Genomic DNA, 24,922 nt, shown 5'->3' with positions numbered 1-24,922 from the left:
CAAGCCGTCGCCGTAGGCGACTCAATAAGACATCCCTTACGACACATGAACATCCATTCCGACCGCATCCTTATCCTCGATTTTGGTTCCCAGTACACGCAATTGATTGCGCGCCGTATACGCGAAGCCGGCGTCTATTCCGAGTTGCATCCGTGGGACATGAACGAACAGGCGATTCGTGATTTTGCACCCAAGGGCATTATTCTTTCCGGTGGTCCTGAGTCAGTCACGGAAAACGTTGGCCCGCGGGCACCGGATGTTGTGTTCAAACTCGGCGTGCCGGTGTTGGGCATTTGTTATGGCATGCAGACCATGGCCGCGCAATTGGGCGGTAAGGTCGAAAGCGCTGCCCATCATGAATATGGCTATGCGCAAGTGCGCGCCCGTGGTCATACTCAATTGCTTAAAGACATCGAAGATCACACCACTCCCGAAGGCTACGGCATATTGGATGTGTGGATGAGCCATGGCGATCGCGTGGTCGATCTGCCAGCAGGTTTTAAATTAATGGCCTCTACCGATGCTGCGCCGATTGCCGGCATGGCCGATGAAGCACGTCATTTCTATGGCGTACAGTTCCATCCGGAAGTCACGCATACGCGTCAGGGTAAGCGTATCCTTGAACGCTTTATTCATGAGATTTGCGGCTGTGGTGCTGACTGGACGCCCGGCAACATTATTGAAGATGCGATCAAACATGTGCAGGCGCAAGTCGGCAAGGATGAAGTGATTCTGGGTTTGTCCGGTGGCGTTGATTCTTCTGTGGTTGCTGCATTGTTGCATCGTGCGATTGGCGATCAATTGACCTGTGTTTTCGTCGATACCGGATTGCTACGGCATAAAGAAGGTGATCAGGTAATGACGACCTTCGCCCAGCACATGGGCGTGCGCGTGATCCGCGTCAATGCCGAGCAGCGGTATTTCGATCGTCTCAAAGGCGTGGCCGATCCTGAAGCCAAGCGCAAGATCATCGGCAATCTGTTTGTCGAAATTTTCGATGAAGAATCTACTAAACTCCAAAATGCCAAGTGGCTGGCGCAGGGCACCATTTATCCTGATGTCATCGAATCCGCGGGTTCCAAGACTGGCAAAGCGCATGTGATCAAGTCGCATCACAACGTCGGCGGCCTGCCAGAGCACATGAATCTGAAATTGCTCGAACCGCTGCGCGAATTATTTAAAGATGAAGTGCGCAAGATCGGTGTCGAGCTCGGCCTGCCTTATGACATGGTCTATCGCCATCCGTTCCCGGGGCCTGGTCTAGGTGTACGTATCCTTGGTGAAGTGAAAAAAGATTACGCCGATACCTTGCGGCTTGCGGATTACATCTTTATTGAAGAGCTGCGCAAACATGATTTATACGACAAGGTCAGCCAAGCCTTTGCCGTCTTCCTGCCAGTAAAATCAGTCGGCGTCACCGGTGACGGTCGTCGTTATGAATATGTCGTCGCGCTGCGCGCTGTTGAAACTATCGACTTCATGACGGCGCGCTGGGCGCATTTGCCGTATGATTTTCTGGATCACGTTTCGCGTCGTATCGTTAACGAGATCAAAGGCGTCTCGCGTGTGGTCTACGATGTCACCGGCAAGCCGCCGGGCACGATTGAGTGGGAATAGTGCAGGATGGTTATATCCTCTCCTCATGACGGGGAAGGAGTCAGGTGCTATTTCATTGACGTGAAAATGCATCAGAGGCATGATGATTACGTTAGGTATAACTACATAGGAGCCAAATCGATGGATAGGCAATTTGACGTTGTGATCGAGCGCGATAGTGATGGTTTTTATGTTGCATCGGTGCCCACGCTTCCAGGCTGCCATACTCAGGCAAAGTCGCTGGATGAGCTTATGGAGCGTATCAAGGAAGCCATTGAGCTCTATCTGGAATTGGAAGGCGATGAATCGGCGAGCCTTGATTTTGTTGGTGTTCAACGCATCACGGTTGCGGCATGACAAAACTCCCCAGTCTAACTGGTAAACAGCTTGTGATGGCACTCTCAAAAAGTGGGTTTGAGGTTGTTCGTGTGAAGGGTAGTCATCACTTTCTTCGTCACCCGAGTGGACGAGCAACAGTTGTACCCGTGCATGCAGGTGAAACAATAGGGCCTGGTTTGCTCATTAAGATTCTTCGTGATTGTGAATTAAGCAGGGAAGATCTTCAGCGGATACTTTAGATCTTCCGCAACGTGTTTTCCTTATCCCATGATACTCGAATCCCGCAACCCACAACTCGAAAACGATCTTTTCTGGATGCGCCAAGCATTGCAATTGGCACGGCGTGCTGCACTCGAAGGTGAAGTGCCGGTTGGCGCCGTCGTGGTACAAGATAATGTCTTGATCGCCGAGGGTTGGAATCAGCCTATTCTTCGCCACGATCCCACAGCCCACGCCGAAATCGTCGCCCTGCGCGCGGCTGCAGAAATCCTCAACAACTACCGTCTGCCCAATACCACGCTCTATGTTACGCTTGAGCCTTGTGTCATGTGCGCCGGTGCCCTGGTTCATGCCCGAGTCAGGCGCGTGGTCTACGGCGCCTCAGATCCAAAGACAGGCGCCGCAGGCAGTGTTTTCGATATCCTTGGCAACAAACGCCATAACCACAGGATCGAAATTCAGGGCGGGGTAATGGCAGAGGAGTGTGGCGCTCTGCTCACGGAATTTTTCCGCGCGCGGCGCTAAAAGCGCTTGGGCAAATGGCCCGAAACAGGTAGCATATCGCCCTCCGGAGAGGTACCAAAGTGGCCGAACGGGCTTGACTCGAAATCAAGTGTTCCCTTTAGTGGGAACCGAGGGTTCGAATCCCTCCCTCTCCGCCAAATATACTTTTATCGTTGTTGTATCTCCAGATGCTAACTTTTGATTTGTGCTCAAGGATTCGAACCCTCGGTTAGAACAGTGGTTCGACAAGCGAGCGCATAAGCGCGAGTGCAGAACGCTGGAGCGAAGCGACAGCGGCCCGCAGGGCGAGGGGCTGTGCCCCGTAATCCCTGATCGTGGTTATGCCAGGGGCTGATTATTGATTAACCGTTTGCGGATTAACGACGAACTTCCAGTCGGAATATTGAGTTTTCCCCTCAAAACTGGCGTGCCGTTTATCAAAGCCATGGGTTTTGAGCGGGGAGGTATTGGAGAGGCTGTAAACACCGATAATCCCGCCATTGGGCAGTTGCACAACTCCCCATGTACTGTTACCGGTCATAGGATCGTGGTACATCTTCCTGAGATGACGTGTAGGGTTGTAGCGCCTGTTGTCAGTGAGTAAGTCTTCCAGCTTGCGCGGAAAATCTTTGGCGCCAGGAGAGGTGTTGTAATACTGCTTGATGGCGCGGGTAAATTGATCACCGATAAATAACAATTCTTTTTCTTTCTCTCGTTGTTGCACAGTATGCCAGACTGTACCAACTGCAGCCAGCCCAACGCCCATGATCGCAATCGCAAACAGAATACCGAGGTATGTGAATCCACCCAATCGCTTCAAGCCCGCGTGTCGGCCTCCTAGTGGCATGCGCTTGAATAAAGTCTTACGGTGAGGCTTCGCAGTCAAACGATCACCACTCCGAATAGAGTGTACCGTCTCGTGCAGTACCTTCGGCACCACTACTGACATTGAACACCTCATCCATTGTCGAGTCTTCGGGCGCGGCGGTTAACCACGAGTCTATGGTTTCGGTAATGGGATCAGGTGGGATGGCGCGAAGATATTTTTTCTCAACAAGCTCGTCCAGGGTTTGCGGATACTTTCCAGTATCGCTGTAAAATTTATCGATGGCATCTCGCATCTGGGCAAGATCTTGCTTGAGTGTCACTTCCTTCGCATTATCCAGGCTATTGAAATAGCGTGGTAACGCGATACTTAATAATGTGGCGATAATAGTCATGACTACCAACAGTTCAATCAGCGTAAAACCGGAGTCGTTTTTTCTAATGGATAAAGAAAGTCTAGACATTAATGATCACCAGTCACGATACGCAATGCCGTTGAGGCCGGTGCCAAGCGACGTCGAATAAATGTCGAACACATCCTTGCCCATTGTGGGATCGTCTGGCGGGCTGTCCGAGCTGCGTAGCCCCCACGTCTCTGAAGCTGTCGAATCAGCATCGTTGTTCATCGGGTCACGCGGCAGGCGGCGCAAGAAGTGTATTTCCCTGCCATTGGGGTCCTTGATATTTTTTATCCCCATAACCAAGTCGTCTAACGTCTCGGGATAACCGCTGCTATCGGCAGATTTAGCAATTTGGCCGGAATCGGCGGCATCTTTATAGTGATCGATAGCAGTTCTGATTTCTCGGAGTGCGGTCCGCAGTTCTTGCTCCTTGCTACGTTGAACAGTTAATTGCGCCACCGGAGTGGCAAGTGTGGCCAGCAAGGCGACAATTGCCAGGGTGACCATCAGCTCGATTAAAGAAAATCCGGCTGAGCGATTTGGTTTAACAAACTGAGGCATATAACCGATCAAAATGAGTGACCTGCTAAGTTACGGATTTGGCATTATCGGCATGGTGCTTTGCGAAACGGGACCGCCACTCGGAGGAAGCGATAACGGTTTTGATCCGATCGAGGAACCTGTTCCTGAATAAAACTCAATGACCGAGGCATCAGGCCGCTCTATATTGCGGATGATATGAGGAGTCACCAAGAGTACGATTTCAGTCTTAGTTTTACTATCGTTATGATTTGAAAATAAACGACCTAATATAGGAATATCACCAAGTAGTGGAATCTTATTGGCCGATTTCCGATCTTGGTCTTGAATCAAGCCAGCCAGAATCTGAGTTTCGCCATCTTTAAGCCTTAGCGCAGTAGCGGCAGTGCGAGTGCCAAGCCGATAGGTCTGTGTGCCAGAGCTTGTGGTGATGGTGTCCAGAATATTGCTTACCTCAAGCCCCACTTTGATGCCGACTTCATTTTCAAGAAATACATTAGGTTCAACATCAAGTTTTAATCCGACATCGAGATAGTTAACAGAATCGGACACCCCCACATTGGCAGTAGTTGTGGTAGTAATAACGGGAACCCGTTCCCCGATGTGAATACGAGCTTTCTCACGATTTTTTACCCGGATACGCGGACTGGCAAGAATATTGGCGTTAGTATCCGTTTTACGTAGGTTGAGAACTAAAGCTGGGTCAGGAATGGCTACCTGGAGCAGATCCCGTGAGAAATTATCAATTTCAGTCATGGCGAGTGTTCCGCTGCCGCCTGATTTCCCTTTTACGCTGAGTGACACCTGATCAGGATAGCGCATACCCAGTTCGGAGAGCTTGTTGGTGCTAACCTCAAGCACCTCTATTTCCAGCATTACCTCAGGTTCAGCCAGATCCGAGGTTGCGATCAAACGCTCAGCAATCGCAATCGCCTCAGGGGTGTCGCGCATCACCAGCAAATTAAGTTTTTCATCAACATAGATATCCGCAGTTTTCGTCATCGCCCGTATCATATTCACCATTTGCTTGGGGTCGGCATTGGCAAGAAAGAAGCTTTTAATGACCAGATCCTGGTAATCCTTTAGCTTTTGTGGCGAGGTCGGATAGATCAATACAGTATTGTCATTAAGAATTTCCTGTTCCAGTTGGTTAGTTGTTAGCAGTAAATGCAGGGCGTCCTCGATGGCCGAATTTTTGAAGAAAATAGTCACCTTTGTATCGAGCCGGATTTCCTTGTCCAGCACAAAGTTAATGCCAGTAATGCGTGACATTAATTCAAAAATGGATTTAAGGCTGGCGTCTCTGAATTCAAGAGATATAGGTTGCTTATAAGTTGCACCAAGCTTCTTGTCTAATGTGGATTTGTTTAAATTCTCATTAATTTTCTGTTGCAGGGCAGTGGCATCTTTATTGTTGGGATTTTCCAGCAAGACGGGCTTGATACGTTCACGTGCCCCATCAATATCGCCATTCAGAAAAAGATTTTGTGCCTGGGTGATAAGTAGCTGATGAGACCTGCTTGCCGTGACTGCGGTCAATCCGACTTTGGCGCGAGAGTTATCAGCATCAATCTGAAGTGCTTGTTTATAATAAGCCTCGGCATCATCCAGTCGGTTTTCTGTGCGGGCAGCAGAGGCGAGTTCTATCAAACGGTTAGTTAACACCTCCCGGTCGCGATAGAGCGACAAACGATCACTGGCGGTTTGTTGCTCCTGTGGCTTATCCGATTCGGACATGCGAGTTGAGACATCGGAGACGGACTTGCCAATATCCTGCGGCGGCGGGTTTGAGGCGCAGGCGCTCAGCAGTATTGCTGGCATCAAGATTGAAATAAAAGAAGTAATGCGCGAGATCACTGAAGTTCCCCCAAAAATAGCGTCTGCTGTTGTGATAAAGGCAGATAGGTAAAAGTAATGGAGTTCTGGTCAATGGAATCGACGCGATAGGTGTCCCCCAGAACATCACCCTGAGCGATCGCATAGTTCTGGTCACGCCAAGTGATAAAAATAGTGGTCGCAGACTTGTTGGTAAGTTTGCCTATATAAGTTAATGGCAACGGTGGCGCCGTGGGTGCCGGAGGTGGCCCCATCGAGGCGGTAATTGGGGGCAATGGTTTTGCCCAGGTATGCGTTTTAAAGGCATCGGCAATTTGAGAAGAGGGCTTCTTCTCCTGCAAAGCACTCAACTTAGTCTGCATGGATAAAGTCACGGAATCGGCAATCTTCGGTTCAGTCAAAGGAGCGTCTGGCGGGCTAACTGGAGTAACCACCTCTGCAAGATTGTCATCACCATGCAGCATGTCCATCGCAATACCTGCACCAGTGACGATGGCGGCAAGAACGATCAAGCGGTACCTCAATGTTAGCGCCATGGTTACCGTCCTCCAGGAAGAAGAAATGCCAGCCGGATTTGAGCTTCCACATTCGGGCTTTCGATGGAGTCACGTTTAAAACTGACGCCATCAATCGCCATAATCGGAATTTCCTTGGTGGCTCGCGCAATAAATCGCCGTAGCTGAACGTAGGAGCCTGTCGCAGGCAAGGTCACTTCATAACGATAAAGCTTGTCAGCCTGATTTGTAATGTTCTTATAGGCACCTCGTGGCAGGATAACGTTCTCGGCAGCTGCGATTTGATAGAGTTTTTCCAACCAGTCCAAACTGTCTTGTTTGCGGTCAAAATAGCGATAATAAAGCGCAAGTTCGGCGCTTGTCGTGGGCGCAGAACCTTGCCGCAGACGCGTATTATTATTTAAGCCCGATTCGGCCTGGTGGGTGAGCTGCTTGATTTCGTCCAGGCGATCCATCTGCGAGAATCCGTAGCCGAAAAAGGCCGAGGCCGTGTATATCAACAGACCAATCCCCACCAGGCCAGTCTTGCCCAGGTCATTTAATAATTGAGAATCACGAGATAACATACTCAAGCTCATTTTTTCTGTGCCCATGTCGTGGCCACCGAAAAGCGTACCGGGCGCTCAGGGTGAGCAGTCACAATGGTGTGATCGGTAAGATATGCGTCGGTGAATAATTCGGTATTTTTCAGTCGTCGTGCATAATGCAGTACATCATTCAGCGTGGCAGCTTCCGCAGTGATTAATACCGAGCCCTTGTCCGAGTCAGGCTCAACTGATAATAGCGCCATCGATTTTGTCTGTGCGGATTCGATTGCGGAAAAAATGTCATTCCAGGGCATGGAAAGCTGAGCCACCATCTCATTGGCGCGACCCAGTTCATGTGCCAGCTGTTTTTCTTGTGCTGGATCGAGGTGCTTGGTATTGGCTAACGAATCCTTGCGATAAGAAGCAGACTCAAGTCGCGCTTCCCATGAAGTCACCTCGCGTGAAAGATGAACCAAATAGATAGACACTGAAAGGGCAAAAATAGCGCCGATGGCCAGCGTCAGCATGCCCACCTGCGTCGGCTGCATGGCGTCAGTGGCGTAATTGATCCGTAAGGCACGTAATGTCATAACAGACACAGCATCATGTTGCCAGCCATGGCTAGCCGGTGGGAATCGGAATGATTAATGCTTGCAGGTGCCAGTGTTTTGATCTGCCATTGGTTATTGGTGATAGAGGATGACGGTAAGCCATCGGCATCATGCAAGAAGATATCGTTAGTGGATGGCGCGCCATCCAGACCAAGACGGCTACGCTCAAAAATGGCGCCTAGATTCGTCAAGCGCTCACTGTCTATCGCCACCGTGCGCAGCGCCTGAATATTGCCCTTTGAAATCGCCGCTAGACACAGCCGCTGATTTTCATACGTCGCAAACCAGCAGTCTGCTTTAAGGTGGTTGCGCCAATGGTTAAATGCAGCGATCAGTAGCGGTTCAATGGAAACAAGGCGCAAATTATTGTTGGTAGCGAGCGCATTTATCTCACGTATTAACTCACTGCGAATGCCGCAGACAATCACTTGCTGTTGGTTACCAGAGCGGGTCCAGCGAATATCCAATGCGCTGCTTGTATTGCCATAGACTACGGAAAACTGGTGGCGCACATAGGCATCAATTTCATCGCGCTGAGTGAGTTCCACTGGCAACGAAAGCGCAAGATAACGCACAAAGTGGTTGGAAAGAATCACATGCAGACAGGTTTGTCGCTGACGGGCATCGGCCAGTAGTTCGACGAGTGCAGCAATCGCGCCCGCCCATGGCCGCTGATCCGTGCTCAAGGAAGAGCAAACAATGGTTTCCGGGGTAACAGCACGCTGCCGTAACGAGCGCCGCCGGCAAAACGTGATCCGGTCAGGGCTTAACGCAACACGCAATTCGCTAGTTGACCAACGTAACACGGTTGATCTCCTGCAAAGTGGATTCGCCTCGGGCAACAAGAGCGAGGGCATTTTCCCGCAAGTAACGCGTTCCGGCTTCGCGGGCGGCCTCCTTGATGCGGCGAATCGAATCGCGGCCGATGATACGTTCGCGAATATCATCATTCAGCAATAAAATTTCACCCACCGCTTTGCGGCCCTTATAACCTGTGCCCAGACAATGACCACAGCCACGCCCTAGCTTGAATTTAAAATTCGCCCGCTCAGCCGGGTTGATGCCTGAATGTAGCAACAGGGCATCGTCAGGGGCGTCATCCACCGCGCAGTGCGGGCAAATCATGCGCACCAAACGCTGCGCCATGATGCCATTCAATGCTGAAACCAGGCTGTAAGGATCAATGCCCATGTGCATAAAGCGCCCGATCACATCGAACACATTGTTGGCATGCACCGTCGTTAATACCAAATGGCCCGTCAGCGCCGCTTGCACCGCAATTTGAGCTGTTTCCGGGTCACGAATCTCACCCACCATGATCTTGTCCGGGTCATGGCGCAGAATCGAGCGCAAACCGCGGGCAAAGGTCAGCCCTTTTTTCTCATTGACTGGAATCTGCAACACACCCTTGAGCTGGTATTCGACCGGATCTTCAATCGTCACGATCTTATCCTGCCCATGATTGATCTCACTAATCGCACCGTAGAGCGTTGTCGTCTTGCCGCTGCCGGTAGGGCCGGTGACCAGCACCATGCCATACGGCGCCGCCGCCATATGACGGAAGGCGCTAATCGAATGATCATCGAAACCGAGATGGTCGAGACGGAAACCAGACAACTGACCCGCGATATTGCGCCGGTCAAGAATACGAATCACCGCATCTTCGCCAAAAATGGAAGGCATGATCGAAACGCGAAAATCAATTTCCTGGCCGCGCACCGTCACCTTAAAACGTCCATCCTGCGGCACACGCCGTTCGGTGATGTCCAGCTCTGACATCACCTTAATGCGAGAAATCACCTGTTCGGCAAAATCTGTCCCCGGTACCGAGCTCACGGTGTTTAAGACGCCATCCAAACGATATTTCACCGTCAACCCATGGTGAGTAGTTTCAAGATGAATATCGCTGACACCCAGCCGTAAACCATCATACAGCGTAGAGTGCACCAGTTTGACCACCGGACTGGTGTCGCCCGAGATCGATTTCAATGACAAATCATCTTCATCATTCGCAATGACGATGGCATCATCAGCGTGGTCCGATAATACCGTATCCATCGCCTTCAGGGTTTCTTCATGGCGCGCCAGAAACGCCGCAATATCGGCATGATGCGCCAAATGCCGCGTCATCCGCGCCGGAAAACTATCCTCAACCCATTGTTGCAGCGCATGATCAAAGGGGTCGGCAAAAACAATTAACTCAGCATTATTGGCATCACGAAAGGCTAGGCACTCACGCCGCAAGGCTTCAGGGAAGGCGATGATATCAAAGGCGGCGGTCAGCGCATGCAACGCATCCATCGACAGGGTAGGGTAGTGAAAACTCCGTCCCAATGTCGAAGTAAACGCCTCCGGCGACAGGCTAGACCGTTCTTCCAACAGCGTGATCATGCGCCGATCATTGCCCCGCGCCTGCTCGCGGACTTGATGAATCAAGTGCTCGGAAATTTCTGCCCGGCTGATGGGCGTAATGGCAGTAGTCGCGGTCATTGGATGCTCGAAGCTAATTCAAAAATAGGCAAATACATCAAAATCACAATGATCCCAATCACCAAACCGATCACCGTCATCAACACCGGCTCAAACATTCGGGTAAACCAGTCCACCCAGCGCCCCATCTCATCGTCGTAAAAGAGCGCGATGCGTTCCATCATCTCACCCATATTGCCGGTGCGTTCCCCCACGCGCAGCATGCGCGCCGCAATCGGCGTCGTCAGCTCATGCGCTTCAAGCGCCCGGGAGATGGCCGTTCCTTGTTCGATCTTGAGCAAGGCATGTTCCAATTTCACGCGCAACTCCGGCGGCAGCAGGCCCGCAACCATCGTCACCGCCGGCACAATCGGAATCCCGCTGCTCAACAGCATCCCCAGTGCGCGATAAAACCGCGCCAACTGATAAACCCGCAATCGCTCACCGATGTTCGGCAATCGCCAGGCAATATCAATCAAACGTTTGCGCACGCTCGCCTGACTCAGCCCATAACCAACCGCACCCAATCCCAATGCCAGCACCGTCAGGAGCATCACACCATGTTCCGTCAGCAGCAGCCCCCAATCCACCAGCAATTGCGACATCCACGGTAGATCCTGGCCAGAGTCGGCATAAATGGCGCTGAACTTTGGCACCACATAGCCGAGCAAAAACACAATCACCAAGCCACCCACCATCAGCAACAGCACGGGATAAATAGACGCGTTGACGATTTTTTTCTTAATCGTGTCCAGCTGCGCGTAATAAGCAATGTAACGCTCAAGCGCCTCCGTTAAATTGCCCGTCTTCTCGCTGGCCCGCACAGAAGCCACATATAAAGGCGGAAACACCGACGGCAAACGCTCCAGCGCCACCGAAAGTGTCAGCCCCTCCTGCAAATAAGCCAGCACCGTACCAATCACCTGCTGAACTTCAGAGCGCTGTTCTTTCTCGTTCAATGCCTCCATCGCCTCGATCAAGCTCAAGCCCGCGCGCAGCAAGGCCAGCAACTCCTGACTGAACAGCGGCAACGAAAAACTCGCTTTACGATGCCACAACGGCCCCCATTGAAAGCGCGCAGAAGAAACTCTCAGCACCGTATAACCATCGGCCTCCGCCCGCGTTCGCGCTTCAGCTTGGCTGGCAGCTTCCAGATTGATCACGGCAATCTTGCCGTCAGCCAGCAAGCCTTTTATTTCAAACTGCATTGTTTAAAGCCCATCTCAACAATCAAATTTCTGCCAGTTTGTTGCATATCACCGTCCCCTCAAAGGATAAATATCTACACAACTCCCTCTCCCTCAGGAAGAGGGTTGGGGTGAGGGGTGTTTAAACATCGGTATACTTGTTCCAGTACAACATCTAGCTTATTCAAAATTTCATGATCCCAGAATCGCAGAACTCGATAGCCCATTTTTTCAAGATCACGAGTGCGACTCGCATCTTTGGCTACTGTTAGAATATGTTGCCCACCATCCATCGGCTTCTATGATCAACTTGGCTTCAAAACATACAAAGTCCACAATGTACGGCTCAATCACTACCTGGCGCCTAAATTTGAATCCCGCCAAGTTACGTGAACGCAAGTGCTGCCATAACATTCGCTCAGCATCAGTGGCCTGACGGCGCATAGCTTGAGCGAGCTGTTTCATAATTTCGATCCCCTCATCCTAACCTTCTCCCGAAGGGAGAAGGGACTAAAATCGCTTTTTCGACAAGCCATTAATAACTACCAATTCACAACATCAGCATTGTCGCCATCGCCACCCGGCAAGCCATCTTTGCCATACGAATACAAATCAAACTCCCCATGATCGCCCGGCTGTTTATAGAGGTAAGCTTTTCCCCACGGATCAGGTGGCGCAGCCTTTTTCAAATACGGCCCCGCCCAGCGCGGATCGTTATCCGGCTTGGTAAATAAAGCCGTCAGGCTTTGTTCGGTAGTCGGGTAATGGCCAGTATCAAGCCGATATTGATCCAGTGCTTTTTCCAGCGCATCAATCTGCGCCCGCGCTGCCTTGGTTTCTGATTTTCCCACTTGAGCAAAATATTTCGGTGCTACATATCCAGCAAGCAAACCGATAATCACCATTACCACCAGCAGCTCCAACAGAGTAAAGCCGGAGGTTTTGCGAACTTCAAACGTCATCTTGATATCCCGGGACAAATTAAATTTTAGTTAATAATCTTCTATAATGGCTTGTTGAAAAACACCCTGAGAGAGTAGGGACTCAAATCACTTTCCAGCAGGCTGCTAATCATTATTGTTGTAACCCTTTTACTGCTTGGGAGGCGCAGCGGGCGATGGAAACCAAAGCGAGAATTTTGTTCTATAGCTGCGTATTCCCTGAATGTACGATCAAATATTTTATGCACGACGGATTGGCTGGCTGAACGAAAAAAGCCGGGCATTGCTCGCTGCCAAACTAATTAAAGAACCACTCCCCTCGAAATTGTTTTTTAGCCGCTATCGCAGCCGCTTTTTTATTGTGTGTATTGTAGCATGGTGCTTAACGCAAAAAACAAAAGAAACTTAACTAGAACCTATCTCAAAATTGAAATGCTGCTCAAAATTAATTGGGTGCCTTTTTCGCAAATGCCGCTAATTTCCCCCTCTCCCTCAGGGAGAGGGCTGGGGTGAGGGGGAGCCCCTCATCCTAACCTTCTCTGAGGGAGAAGGAATCAAAAGCTTTTTTAACTGACCCTGGCTGAGGTTGATGCGTCCCACTAAAAACGAAGAGCCATTTTCAATGGCCTGATCCTTCCTGCGTCAGCAAACGTGTGGCTGTTCGCTTCTTGTTAAACCGGGGCTGCTTTCATTCGCCGTCAGGGGCTTGATCAGCCTAGCTAGTTTTGAGAAAACGGGGGGGTAGGAATGTTATTGCTTAAAAGGTATCATGCACTATGAACGATACCCTATTAAGTATCATTTTCTTGACAAATTAGCCGATATCTAATACGATATCACTAATTAAATCTGATTACTTATAAGATATTACTCATGGAGTATTCCATTCAGCCCCTGCTGGCCGTTCTCAAAGTAGCCCGTGAGCAAAAAGGCCTAAGCCAACGGGCATTTAGCGCTGAGATCGGTGTGCCGCAGGGGCGCTTGTCCAGAATTGAAAATGGAGCGGTGGACGTGCGTCTTTCCAGTTTGCTCGATATTGCACGAGCGTTGGATCTTGACCTCATGCTCGTGCCGCGCCAGCTGGTGCCTGCCGTCGGCGTACTGGTGAACCAGACGCTCGCGCAGGGTGCCGCTGGGAGCAGCGGCATGCTGGCTGGAGAAGAAAAAGAAAGTTCTCCGGCGTTGCCCGCATATCGTTTGGACGAAGAGGATAAGGCCGACGATGTCTGAGATCATTGCCCTTGAGGTTTTGCTGCACGGCAATGTGATCGGCACGCTTACCCGATTACCCGGTGACCGCATTTTGTTTGCATTCGATCCCGGCTATATCGAAGATCCGGAGCGTCCGACACTCAGCCTCTCCTTCAAAGATCAGATGGGCGGCCTGATCACTGACATCCGCCCTACTCAAACACGGCTGCCACCCTTTTTCGCAAATCTGCTGCCCGAGGGCGCGATGCGTGACTACTTGGCACGCCGCGCCGGGGTAAATGAAAAGAGAGAATTTTTCCTGCTATGGGCGCTGGGTCACGATCTGCCCGGCGGGCTGACTATTCGGCCGCTGCAGGGGCAGAGCGTGTCGCCTGCCGCAGGCGGGGATGATCGCAAAGACCAGTTCGATGACGCCACGCAAGCAGCGCTCCGTTTTTCACTGGCTGGCGTGCAGCTCAAGTTCTCCGCAGTCATGGGGGCAGCCGGAGGGCTTACCATTCCGGCGCAGGGAGTGGGTGGCGACTGGATCGTCAAACTTCCTTCCCTAAAGTTCGAGGGCGTGCCGGAAAACGAATTTGCGATGATGACATTGGCGCACCGGATCGGCATCAACGTGCCCGAGGTCAAGCTTGTTGAACTCAGAGATATCGCTGGCCTGCCCGAAGGCATAGGCCGGATAAAGGGTTCCGCGCTCGCCGTTAAGCGGTTTGATCGCACCGCGGAGGGCATGATTCACATGGAGGATTTTGCGCAGATCTTTAGCGTGTATCCTGAAAGAAAATACGAACGTGCGAGCTATCGCAATATCGCCGAAGTGATATGGGCGGAGATCGGGAATGAGGGTATCGCCGAGTTTATCCGGCGCTTGATCTTCAGTGTCCTGATCGGCAATGCGGACATGCATCTCAAAAACTGGAGCCTGATCTACCCCGGCAAACGCCATGCGGCACTGTCGCCCGCTTACGATTTTGTCTCGACTATTGCCTGGATCAATGACGACAGCATGGCCTTGAGTCTTGTGAGAACAAAGAAAATGTCAGAGCTTTCCCGCGACACGCTCGCCTTACTGGCCGCCAAGGCGCGTCTGCCCGAACGACTGGTACTAAATGTGGCCAAGGAGACGGTCGAGCGATTCATGGAATCCTGGCCACGAGAACGTGGACACCTGCCGCTAAGTACATTCATGATCGAAGCGATCGACACACATCTGGCCAAAATCGCGCTTGTCAGAGAATTGTAAAGACTTGAAAGTTCGTTGGGCTGAATGAAATGAAGCCCAACATTGTGACTAATTTTGATATAGCTGGCGATGTGGCGGGAGGTTTGGTTTGAAATGTTGGTATCGGTATGTGTATTGATTGATGCCGATCACAGTGAATGTTTTGCAGATGAAGTGCATGAAGAGAACTTGATCATTCTCAGCAGCTATCGTCACTAAAACAGACGCGCAACCCCGCCCGCCCCAAATTATTTTTTGGCCTCTATTGCAGCCGTATCCTAATTGTGTTTATTATGCCATGACCTTTCAACATGGCACCAAAATAAGCCGAAAAGGCGAAGATTAAATACATGTTTATAAGTTGGCAGAGCCGCTTAACTATTGAGTGTCATGGTCTGTCATCAAAGTGAGGAATCAAGCAAAGGCGTCATTAGGCTTGGTTTTGAAAAAGAAAAACAATGAGAGATCGGATTAGGGCGGATGAGGGTCTGCCACATATCTCCATAAATGATTAATCAATAACTTAGATGTTGTCGCCGTGAGGCGGCAGCTCATAGCGCGTGCTTGTGCGCTGTAAAATTTTTTGTCTGAAAATCGGTGGCCTTGTTAGAAATCAAGGTCAAGTAGTTGGAATATTAGAATTCAATAATGGAGTGCAGGTACCTAAACCGCTTAGGCCCGCCTCTAAAAATAACAATCAAGAGTGGGGATCAAGGATGTTTGCACGTAAAAGCCTGTTGTTCATTGGACTGTCTATTCTTGCCAGCCTGGCGCAAGCAGCAATGGATGGAGCCACTCCCGCAAGCTTCGCAGTCAATGCAAATGGCTCGGCTACCTACACAATCCCAATCCAGGTTCCGCCAGGTTTCAACGGTATAGAACCCAAACTTGCCATTATTTATAACAGCCAGCAAGGTAATGGTCTGCTCGGGGTGGGCTGGTCGCTGTCCGGGCTTTCAGCAATCTCCCGCTGCCCGGGCACCATCGCAGTCGATGGTGCCCGCAGTGGTATTGATTTAACTGCCGAGCGTTTTTGTCTGGATGGGCAACGGCTGATTAAATCTGCAACAGGAACAGGCTACAACGAATATCGTACCGAGATTGATTCCTTCTCGCGTATCCGTGCCTACTTTACGGGCTCAGGAACCAGCACAGCAATTAATCCTGATTACTTCAAAGTGTGGACCAAATCAGCGCAGATTCTCGAGTATGGAAATACATCAGGAAACACCTCAAATTCAAAAATACTCATGGGGACTTCGGCGCTGACCTGGGGCCTCAACAGGCAACAAGATATAAGAAAAGACGCAGGCGGAAATGATGTTGCGGGCAACTTCCTTAATGTTACCTATGCCACGACTTCAGCGTACATTCCCAACAGCACCCAAGCATTTGGCGCAGGCGTGCTTTATCCAACAAAAATCGAATATTCAGCAGCACCATATTCAGGTTTCACCCCAGTATTACGCTCGGTTGAGTTTGTCTATCAGACGCGTACCGACAATAAAAATACCAAATATGTGGCGGGTTATAGTGTCCTGACGAATGCCTTGTTGGATAAAGTGGTCACCAAGTATTCCGGTACCACTGTTCGCTCCTATGACCTTGATTACGAAAATGAAACCACAGGCGCCGCCCGCTCGCGACTAACTAATGTATATGAAGGTGGAACCGACAGCGTCAATTTGACCAAACCGATTTCAATTGTCTGGCGGGCAAGCTCAAATGCAGCGCCTGCAATGGCGAGCGCTGGTACTCAGGCAGTAGCGACCGCATCAGGCAAGACATACGCCGATCTGAATAAACACATCGATGTAAATGGCGATGGTTGGGTGGATCTGATTACAGCCGATCCGTCTGCCGGGTCTGCAACAGTCTATTTGGCAAAGAGCACGTTGGGGGGGGCAGGTAAGCGCAGGCGTGTTTAATATCGAGTCCGCTGACAAAACGCTGGATAAGTGGAATGAAATCGCTGATCTGAATGGTGATGGAATAGTCGATATTCTCAAGATTTCAAGTACGGGTAGTGCCGCGGTTTATTATGGAAATGGCTCATCATTTTTTCAGTTTGTTTATAATGGAACGTTCACTATCAGCGACACGGCAATAGATGCGCGTGGTTTTCGTTATGCCAATCAGCTCATCGACATGAATGGCGATGGCCTGATGGACATCGTGAACGTGAGTGGGGCCAGTTTTAGTGTTCGTTATGGCCAAATTAGTTCTGGTAATTTTAGTTTTGGCACGGCCCAGCCCAAGGGGGCACTATTGGCTAGCTACGATACTACTTCAGCGGAGGGGTTCCGTAGCAACAACATGTTTGCTGACGCCAATGGTGATGGACTCGTTGATGTAATACGAATGACGAAAACTCAATTAGTTCAGGTCGTTATGGCTAGCCCAGATGGCTCATTTAGTGTGAAAGGGGGATCTCAGCTGTTGTCGAAGTCTAATTACATTGGTGCCACTAATGGGCAATATCCCACCTTTACCAATCAGATGGTGGATGTGAACGGCGATGGCATTTTGGATATTGTGAGTATAGGCTTCGATGCCTCTGATTTCACCAAGACGAATTCCGCACATTTTGTTAAGAAACAATATTTCTATTTTGATGGAGCTAATAATCTTGCATGCCCTAATCCAGATGGAACTCCTTTTACGACGAAGGATATAAACCATAAATACGCAAGCTCGCCTTACGGCAGCGATCCAAAATGTCAACAATATTATGGTACTAACTTTAGTTATGTGCCTGCCAACCGCGTTTACTATTATTACACAGATGACTATACCGTTAATAATAATGTTAATGTAGCAATTGGTACTGGGGATGGTGGCTTTGTTAATGTCGGAAAAAGTATAAACGTCATTGAGTTAGCGGGTATGAATATCATTCCCGCCGATGTAAGTTCTACATGCAATTCGCATGTTGATAATCCGAGTAATGAAACTGCGTTTCAAACGCTTGCCACGATAGATCGGTTTGATGATTCAGGGTGTACTGCAGTAAGTTATAAGTTGGATAATTATAAGGGGTTCACTAATAACAACCAGTTCGCCGACATCGATGGTGATGGCTTCGTTGATATTGTCAGTGTGACCGGTACCACCATGTATGTCGCCTACGGCGTGGGCGATGGTACGTTCAAAAATCGAGTTTCAATTTCCAATGGTCCTGCAGTCGCGGTTGACTCTGTCGGAGGCTTCCGCGCTTGGAACCAGCTAATGGATTACAATGCCGATGGCATCACAGATATCTTTAGCGTAACAGCGCCCGCTACATCGCCTAGCCAAGGAACGATGTATACCGGTAGTTCATTGATGCCCAGTCTCGTTGAATCATTTAGCAATGGGGTTGATCTCAAAACGACAGTAACATATTCCAATCTCACAAAATATATGGGTGGCCAGTTTGGTGTGGTCGGAGCATATCCGCAGCGATATGTGACGCCGCCCATGTATGTAGTGACACAGCATTCTGAGCAGGATAACAGTCCTGCTCAGAATAGCCGTATCTATGGCTATAATTTCGCGGGTGCCAAAATCGACTTTACGCGCGGCTGGCTGGGCTTTGGGTTCATGGGGCGGGAAGATTTTAACGGTAGTGGCACCTATGAAAGTACTACCTTCCGCCAAGATTACCCCTATATCGGTAAGATCAGTTCGGTGTCGTTGAAAAAGCGAACTTCCACCCAGAAACTCAGATCGGCGGCATACGTTTGGGGTAGCTACCAAGCCCCGAATCAGAACTATCGCATGATATACGAGGCCTCTCATACCGAAGATCAGTATGACGATAACTCAGCGATTGTTAATACGCGTACCACCACGTATCAAGATACGAGTGCAGACGGTGTGCCGTATGATAGCTACGGCAACCCAGAAAAGATTTATGTGACCAATACTAAAGATGCGCACACGAGTACCACAACCTTTAGTAATACCTATCATGCTGACACGGTAACCAATGTTCTCGGGTTGCTGAAAACGCAGGATGTAACCACGACCCAGGTGACGCCAGAGGGTGGCTCAGGGAGTAGCAGTGCCCATCGCGAGTTTGACGCAGCGGGCCGTTTGACACTGGAACAAGCGAATTCCGCTGATCCGCTCACGCTTAAAAAGCAGTACACCTATCACGATTTTAATATGGTGAAAGATGAAACGGCCACGGGTTGGGATGGCAGCTATGATGCGAGTGGCAATACGCCTACTGGGACAAATAAGACGCGTACGACGTCGTACGACTATACGGGCTTAAACAACGCCCGTTATTGGATCAAAACGACCAAAACCACCGTGGGTGCAACGACTCATGACGATGCTATGCAATATGATGGTTACTGGGGTGTGCCCGATGAACGCACCACGCCAGACCTCATCAAAACCAAATGGGGTTACGATGCGCTCGGTCGGGTGACGGGCGAAACGCGATATAGCGGTAGTACCAGTCCGATTACAACCAGCACAACGTACAGTGCGACCTGTCCGACAGGTGTGGTATGTGCCACCAGTGCCCGCATGGTTGTCACGGTTACCGTGCCAGGCCAAGGGATAACGGTTAAACAAATCGATGCTCTGGGTCACGAGGTACGCACCGCAACGCAAAATGCGGCAGGCACGTACACCTACGTTGATACTGAGTACACGATAGCCGGCATTATCTCGCGTGTCTCTGAGCCCTATACCACTTCCGCGGCTCAATGGACAACCTACACGAATCTGGATGCGTATTCACGCCCGCAAACCGTAACTTCTCCCAACGGTTTGGTGGTGACCACCACACGGCAGAACGCTGGCTATACGACACTTGTAAATCGAACCACCACGGATCAACCGAGTACCGCCACCACATACCTTCGTGACAGCCAAGGCAATGTCGTGGACGTTACCGATGCCAAAGGTGGTCAGACCCATTACACCTACAAACCATTCGGCCTGGTGACACAAATCAAGGGTGAACTCGGTAAAACGGATGCCAGCGCCATCAGCACCATGGGTTATGACGTGTTTGGCAACAAACTTAGCCAAAACGACCCTGATTTGGGTAATTGGCTTTATCGTTACAATGCTTTTGGCGAAGTCGTTTGGCAAAAAGACGCCAAAGGCCAAATCACCGGCTATGAATACGACGAACTTGGCCGTCTGAAAAAGCGCACAGAAGTGGGAACAGGTGCCATCACTAGCTGGAGTTACGATACCGCCGGTAAAGGTTTGCTGGACAGTATTGTGCGCGCCGGTGTCACCGTTAGCTACGGCTATGACGCCAAGAAGCGACCAACGACCGTCACCACCAATAACGGTACCAACTATATCGTGACCACCGCCTACGATGACGCCAATGATCGTGTGGATACGCTCGAATACCTCACAGGTGTTCCCGAAGCACTTAAAGTAAAGTATGGCTATTACAACAATGGCTTGTTGAAAAACATCACCGAGGTAGCGACCAGCAAACTTCTGTGGCAGGCCGATACCTATACCGAACGCAATCAGGTCAACACTGAAAACTGGGGCACCAGTGGCGTTGCCAGCACCCGTGGCTACGATCCTGCCACCGGGAAGCTGACCAGCATCGTTACTAACAAAGGCATTAACGCCCTCCAAAATCTCGGCTATACCTATTTCATGTCGGGCAATCTCTGGAAACGCAACAACACCCTGGCCGGAGTCTCGGAGATATATAGCTACGATGCGCTCGATCGGTTGACGGGCGTTATCCCCAGCAATGCCGCCGCGATCAGCTATGAATATGATCTCGAAGGCAACATCAAGTACAAGAGTGGTGTCGGCACTTATACCTATGGTGCTGCTAACACCCGTCAGGATCCTATCACTGGCAATTTTACCGCCAAGGCCGGTGCGCATGCGGTCACCGGCATCAGTGTTGCCTCGGTAGCGCCGTATAGTAACAACGACATCACGAATACCGTGAATCAGATTATGGAGCGTAGCACGACCGGTGGCGTTAATTGCCAGAATGACACGGCGATGAACGTCCTCGACGTCCTTTGCATGTACAAACGTAACGCCGACATTAGTGCCGGTGGTGTAAGTACCACCTACACCTATGATGCCAACGGCAACGTACTCACCGGCAACGGCCGCACGTATACTTATAACTACTTCAACAAACCGCTCACCATCAGCGCCACCGGCAACAGCACCAGCTACACCTACGACCCCGATGATCAGCGCCTCACCAAAAACGTCAACAACGGCGCCAAGGTCACCACCTACATCGGCAAGCTGTATGAAAAAACCGTCAGCGGCGCCACCACCGAACACCGCTACTTCATCAGCGCCGGAGATCGGCTCGTCGCCCAGATCAACACGGTCGGCGCCACCAAGACCTACTACAACGTCCACACCGACATGCTCGGCTCAGTCGACGTCATCACCGATGCCAGCGGCGCCAAAGCCAGCGACATCAGCTTTGACGAATTCGGCGACCCACGTCCCGGCAACTGGGGCACTGGCGCGCCTAGCCTCAGCATGACCAGCCGCGGCTACACCGGCCACGAGACAGACGCCGAATCCGGCCTCATCAACATGAACGCACGCCTGTATGACCCCGTCATCAGCCGCTTCGTCAGCGCCGACACCGTCATGGATGACATGTTCAATGCCCAGAACCTGAATCGGTACAGCTATGTGCGGAATAATCCGTTTGCCTATACGGATCCGACGGGGCATGTGCCGTACCTAAATGGTAATTTCGATAATTATTATGTGCCGTCGGTAACTCAAATGGCGGGTACGTGGTCCAACAACATCAGTCTCTCGGGTTACAGTTCCAGTCCGATGATCTATATGCCAAATACGCAACCGTTCAATGGCGTTGGTTCGGAAACGGGGAATCCAAATACTGGGGCTATTGTCTTTCAGTTTGCTACGCAGCAGCAAAATTATCAGCAGATGACGCATGAATCGCCAAGTGCGGCGCCGGAATCCGTTATTGCATTCAATGATTATGTTGAACGTGTTGTAACTGGTCAGGTGTTTAAGAATAATGTTGACAAATTGTATTCCGATCTCACAAGCGGTGATCCGGCATTATTGATGAATGTATTGCCGATTGGACGTGCGGCTCGGATAGCGGAAACGGTTGAAGCAAAAGCGTATTCAACTTTATTTGAAACAGAACTTAAGACCAGTTCATATCCCAGAGTGTCTCGGCAACGGCATTTTCAGGAGTCTAATGAAAATCTACTGCGCCAAATGGAAGGGGATTCTGAATTTGCAAGTATGATGCAGAATTCAGGCGTGAATTTGTCGCGGACTTCAACTGGGCTGGCTCCACGCAAGCCACCAGAAAACTTTACATGGCACCACGAACAGGAGTCTGGAGTAATGAGATTGGTACCAAAAGAGCAGCACACGCCAGGCAGTTCATTTTGGAATGTATTACACCCAGAAGGTAAAGGTGGTTGGTCAATATGGGGTAAACAATGACATTACTTGATGCGATAAAAGTTCTAGATAAACTAGATGAAAATCTTACCATTTATGCTCAAGCGCCGTGGGAGTTATCGTCCAATGTGTCTATCGAGTTAGAACCCGATGATGGAAGTTTGCCAATGTCCGCGGATGAAAATTCACACGTATATTTCTTAGAGGTTTTTATTGCTAAGGAGTTTGTTGATGGATGGATATCTAGTTTAGGCAAGCGGCCTTCAGACGAGGAAATCTGCAAGAGACTGATTTCTTACGCGATAAATGATGCATAACCCATAACGTTGGTTTGTAACGCGGTAACGTAATGGAATGGACGCCCACTTTCTAAAACGGCATCTAAGTGCCAAAGCAAGCGTAGCCCGGATGGAATGAAATGGAATCCGGGGAACGGATGTGATGAACATGCGGGTTGATACGAACACGAACGGCATTATGGGGTGCGGAATGATATCCCGGATTTCGCTGCGCTGCATCCGGGCTACCTTGATGTTTTTTGATGGCGTGTAATCTGGATGAAATGAAATGGAATCCGGGGATATAAACGACGGGCGGTAATGATGGTCGCCTATCGACGCAGCCGTGTGGCGGGAGGAACCTATTTCTTCACGGTCACGTTACGAGACCGCGCATCGCGGCGGTTGGTGGAACATGTGGCCGAATTGCGCGAGATTATTCGTGTTGTGATGCGCGAACGGCCGATGAACATCGACGCCATGGTGGTGATGCCGGATCATCTGCACGCGGTGTGGACATTGCCGCCGGGAGACGAAGACTATGCGGGGCGCTGGCGGATGATCAAATCCCGCTACACACGTACCCTTGCCCGGGCGGGTGTGGAAATGATGCGCAACGAAAAAGGCGAATACGACCTGTGGCAACGGCGGTACTGGGAGCATACGGTACGTGATGAAAAGGATTTGGAGAGGTGCGTGGATTATATCCATTACAACCCAGTGAAACACGGCTGGGCGAAACGGGTAAACGAATGGCCCTATTCGACGCTCCATCGCTATGTGCAAAAGGGTATCTATCCGGTTGACTGGGCGGGCGCGGTTAACGAACCGAATGAAACTTATGGCGAATGAACCCCGGATTCCGTTTCACTCCATCCGGGCTACGCTTGTTAAATTGAACGCAATCACAAAACATGACGTTAAGGTGAGAAAAATGATTAAAAAAATACTTCTGGGGATGAAACGCGTACCGGCTATTCTGCTGATATGGATGATCGGGCAGGCGGCCTACGCTATCCCTGGATACACGATCACCAGCAGCGTCACCAACTACCCTTATGTGGATGTCACGGTCGAGCTTACCAATAACGCCACCACTGCAAACTACAACCCAATCGCCGGCCTGCAATTCGATTTGTTCTACCCCGCATCTACCTTGCAATATGTATCGGTAACCCCCGGTGCTTTGGTCTCGCCATTAACGAATAGGGATCAAAATGCAGCAGCGCAGAACGGATCGGCATTGCGGGTGATGATGTATTCGCAAGCGAATGCCAGCATTGCGCCCGGTAGTTATGGCCAGGTCGCCGTAGTCAGATTTAAGAAAATTGGAGTCACAACTGCTTCGCCATTCACCTTGCTTTATTCAATATCGGGAGACCCAACGGCTAATTCAGTGGCAGTGAACGCTGATTCAGTCACCACCAGCTTTAACTGGGGGCCAGATACTGATAGCGATGGCACGCCCGATACCTGGGATGAAGATGATGACGGCGACGGCATGCCAGACATCTGGGAAAATAAATACAGTGCGATACCGGGTGGCGCAGCTGGGTCCGGATTCAATTCATTAAGCCCGCAAACAGGGACTAGTTTTGCAGTCAGCGCCGACTACGATGGCGACACGCTAACCAACCTTGCGGAATCGCAAAAAGGCACTAATCCATTCCTTCAGGACACTGATGGCGATGGTGTAAATGATAACCTGGACATAAATCCACTGTTGGATAACAAATTGATTCCGGCGATTATCTCGATTATCAACTCCTTGTTGCTGAACTAGTGGGTTGTTGAAGAAGGGTGTAAATCATGAAATCGCTAATTAAGGTAGCAATTCTTTTGGGTTCAATGGCGTCATCAGTCGTATTTGCGGCTAGTGGCTCGTGGACAGGTACTCTTTTGGGTACTTATTGGGACGCAAAAAGAGTTGGGGCTGGCGTAGGCGGATTAACAGGTACTGGTTGTCCACTGCAAGGTCTGATGATCTATGACGGAAATGTTCCCGGTAACACCGATTTGGCAGCTGTTGCCAGTAGCTTGGATGTTGCGTACACCACGGGTAAAACGATAACGATTTGGTATAACGGCTGTACTGCGAGTGGCCATCCTGCGATTACTAATATACAGGTGGGTGTGTTTAATCATTTGGGAAATTAATTTTCGATTGGTGAATTTGGCTGAAGCACAAAGCCCAACATTTGCGGGTGATGATGGATGTGAGAGAAGTGGTATGTATTGGATAGCATAGTGCGATTAGCTATGAAAGCGATTTAAAAAGAAACAGTCGTTT

At 50.3% G+C, this 24,922-nt stretch carries 23 protein-coding genes, 1 tRNA gene and 1 pseudogene; 13 read left to right on the top strand and 12 right to left on the bottom strand.

Annotation, left to right across the window (positions count from 1 at the left end; all coding sequences use genetic code 11):
* The first annotated feature begins 45 nt into the window (after nucleotides 1-45).
* The 5 genes from guaA (at nucleotide 46) to HY272_03205 (ending at nucleotide 2,816) form a co-directional block, all read left to right on the top strand.
* Complete coding sequence (guaA, locus tag HY272_03225; GenBank protein ID MBI3771692.1) at nucleotides 46-1,617, top strand: glutamine-hydrolyzing GMP synthase; 1,572 nt, start codon at nucleotides 46-48, stop codon at nucleotides 1,615-1,617.
* 120 nt (nucleotides 1,618-1,737) lie between these two features.
* Complete coding sequence (locus HY272_03220; protein MBI3771691.1) at nucleotides 1,738-1,953, top strand: type II toxin-antitoxin system HicB family antitoxin; 216 nt, start codon at nucleotides 1,738-1,740, stop codon at nucleotides 1,951-1,953.
* Nucleotides 1,950-2,174 (top strand): type II toxin-antitoxin system HicA family toxin, encoded by a 225-nt coding sequence (locus HY272_03215; GenBank protein MBI3771690.1) that lies wholly within the window; start codon nucleotides 1,950-1,952, stop codon nucleotides 2,172-2,174. Before HY272_03220 ends, HY272_03215 begins: the two co-directional genes overlap by 4 nt.
* A 28-nt stretch (nucleotides 2,175-2,202) precedes the next feature.
* The gene (gene tadA / locus HY272_03210; protein MBI3771689.1) at nucleotides 2,203-2,679 is read left to right on the top strand and encodes a tRNA adenosine(34) deaminase TadA; all 477 of its coding nucleotides are present in this window, start codon (nucleotides 2,203-2,205) and stop codon (nucleotides 2,677-2,679) included.
* A 45-nt stretch (nucleotides 2,680-2,724) separates the two neighbouring features.
* Nucleotides 2,725-2,816: transfer RNA gene (locus tag HY272_03205), tRNA-Ser, on the top strand.
* Between the two features lie 197 nt (nucleotides 2,817-3,013).
* Here the strand turns inward: HY272_03205 and HY272_03200 are convergent.
* The 12 genes and pseudogenes from HY272_03200 to gspG form a co-directional block, all read right to left on the bottom strand.
* Nucleotides 3,014-3,505, bottom strand: coding sequence for a type II secretion system protein (locus tag HY272_03200; GenBank protein ID MBI3771688.1), 492 nt, complete (start codon nucleotides 3,503-3,505; stop codon nucleotides 3,014-3,016).
* A gap of 43 nt (nucleotides 3,506-3,548) precedes the next feature.
* The gene (locus tag HY272_03195) at nucleotides 3,549-3,947 is read right to left on the bottom strand and encodes a prepilin-type N-terminal cleavage/methylation domain-containing protein (protein ID MBI3771687.1); all 399 of its coding nucleotides are present in this window, start codon (nucleotides 3,945-3,947) and stop codon (nucleotides 3,549-3,551) included.
* 6 nt (nucleotides 3,948-3,953) lie between these two features.
* The gene (locus tag HY272_03190; protein ID MBI3771686.1) at nucleotides 3,954-4,445 is read right to left on the bottom strand and encodes a type II secretion system protein; all 492 of its coding nucleotides are present in this window, start codon (nucleotides 4,443-4,445) and stop codon (nucleotides 3,954-3,956) included.
* Nucleotides 4,446-4,475: 30 nt separating this feature from the next.
* The gene (locus tag HY272_03185; protein MBI3771685.1) at nucleotides 4,476-6,281 is read right to left on the bottom strand and encodes a secretin and TonB N-terminal domain-containing protein; all 1,806 of its coding nucleotides are present in this window, start codon (nucleotides 6,279-6,281) and stop codon (nucleotides 4,476-4,478) included.
* Nucleotides 6,278-6,796 carry a hypothetical protein gene (locus HY272_03180; GenBank protein ID MBI3771684.1) on the bottom strand — a complete coding sequence of 173 codons (519 nt, stop codon included), beginning with the start codon at nucleotides 6,794-6,796 and terminating at the stop codon, nucleotides 6,278-6,280. Before HY272_03180 ends, HY272_03185 begins: the two co-directional genes overlap by 4 nt.
* A gap of 2 nt (nucleotides 6,797-6,798) precedes the next feature.
* A complete protein-coding gene (locus tag HY272_03175; GenBank protein MBI3771683.1) occupies nucleotides 6,799-7,341 on the bottom strand; it encodes a hypothetical protein in 543 nt (180 codons plus the stop codon).
* An 8-nt stretch (nucleotides 7,342-7,349) separates the two neighbouring features.
* Nucleotides 7,350-7,892, bottom strand: a complete 543-nt coding sequence (locus HY272_03170; protein MBI3771682.1) for a hypothetical protein — start codon at nucleotides 7,890-7,892, stop codon at nucleotides 7,350-7,352.
* Entirely contained in the window at nucleotides 7,889-8,719 is an 831-nt protein-coding gene (locus HY272_03165; GenBank protein MBI3771681.1) for a hypothetical protein, read from the bottom strand. The genes HY272_03170 and HY272_03165 overlap by 4 nt, the downstream gene beginning before the upstream one ends.
* Nucleotides 8,700-10,403: a type II/IV secretion system protein gene (locus HY272_03160; GenBank protein MBI3771680.1), complete on the bottom strand. Its 1,704-nt coding sequence runs from the start codon at nucleotides 10,401-10,403 to the stop codon at nucleotides 8,700-8,702. Before HY272_03160 ends, HY272_03165 begins: the two co-directional genes overlap by 20 nt.
* Nucleotides 10,400-11,590, bottom strand: coding sequence for a type II secretion system F family protein (locus tag HY272_03155; GenBank protein ID MBI3771679.1), 1,191 nt, complete (start codon nucleotides 11,588-11,590; stop codon nucleotides 10,400-10,402). Before HY272_03155 ends, HY272_03160 begins: the two co-directional genes overlap by 4 nt.
* 74 nt (nucleotides 11,591-11,664) lie before the next feature.
* Nucleotides 11,665-12,034, bottom strand: a pseudogene (locus HY272_03150) (endonuclease domain-containing protein).
* A gap of 77 nt (nucleotides 12,035-12,111) precedes the next feature.
* Entirely contained in the window at nucleotides 12,112-12,531 is a 420-nt protein-coding gene (gspG, locus tag HY272_03145; GenBank protein ID MBI3771678.1) for a type II secretion system major pseudopilin GspG, read from the bottom strand.
* 852 nt (nucleotides 12,532-13,383) lie between these two features.
* Between gspG and HY272_03140 the strand changes: the two genes are divergently transcribed.
* The 8 genes from HY272_03140 (at nucleotide 13,384) to HY272_03105 (ending at nucleotide 24,789) form a co-directional block, all read left to right on the top strand.
* Nucleotides 13,384-13,740, top strand: coding sequence for a helix-turn-helix transcriptional regulator (locus HY272_03140; protein ID MBI3771677.1), 357 nt, complete (start codon nucleotides 13,384-13,386; stop codon nucleotides 13,738-13,740).
* A complete protein-coding gene (locus HY272_03135; GenBank protein ID MBI3771676.1) occupies nucleotides 13,733-14,962 on the top strand; it encodes a HipA domain-containing protein in 1,230 nt (409 codons plus the stop codon). The genes HY272_03140 and HY272_03135 overlap by 8 nt, the downstream gene beginning before the upstream one ends.
* A 695-nt stretch (nucleotides 14,963-15,657) precedes the next feature.
* Nucleotides 15,658-16,869 (top strand): hypothetical protein, encoded by a 1,212-nt coding sequence (locus HY272_03130; protein MBI3771675.1) that lies wholly within the window; start codon nucleotides 15,658-15,660, stop codon nucleotides 16,867-16,869.
* Nucleotides 16,862-22,396 (top strand): VCBS repeat-containing protein, encoded by a 5,535-nt coding sequence (locus tag HY272_03125; GenBank protein MBI3771674.1) that lies wholly within the window; start codon nucleotides 16,862-16,864, stop codon nucleotides 22,394-22,396. The genes HY272_03130 and HY272_03125 overlap by 8 nt, the downstream gene beginning before the upstream one ends.
* On the top strand, nucleotides 22,393-22,671 hold the full coding sequence (locus HY272_03120) for a hypothetical protein (GenBank protein ID MBI3771673.1): 279 nt from the start codon (nucleotides 22,393-22,395) through the stop codon (nucleotides 22,669-22,671). The genes HY272_03125 and HY272_03120 overlap by 4 nt, the downstream gene beginning before the upstream one ends.
* Before the next feature lie 285 nt (nucleotides 22,672-22,956).
* Nucleotides 22,957-23,484: a transposase gene (locus HY272_03115; protein ID MBI3771672.1), complete on the top strand. Its 528-nt coding sequence runs from the start codon at nucleotides 22,957-22,959 to the stop codon at nucleotides 23,482-23,484.
* An 82-nt stretch (nucleotides 23,485-23,566) separates the two neighbouring features.
* Nucleotides 23,567-24,415, top strand: a complete 849-nt coding sequence (locus HY272_03110; GenBank protein MBI3771671.1) for a hypothetical protein — start codon at nucleotides 23,567-23,569, stop codon at nucleotides 24,413-24,415.
* Nucleotides 24,416-24,441: 26 nt separating this feature from the next.
* On the top strand, nucleotides 24,442-24,789 hold the full coding sequence (locus tag HY272_03105) for a hypothetical protein (GenBank protein MBI3771670.1): 348 nt from the start codon (nucleotides 24,442-24,444) through the stop codon (nucleotides 24,787-24,789).
* The last annotated feature ends 133 nt before the right edge of the window (nucleotides 24,790-24,922 follow it).

The sequence above is a fragment of the Gammaproteobacteria bacterium genome (assembly GCA_016200485.1).
Lineage (GTDB): Bacteria > Pseudomonadota > Gammaproteobacteria > Tenderiales > Tenderiaceae > JACQEP01.
This window is presented reverse-complemented; position numbering and strand designations above follow the sequence as displayed.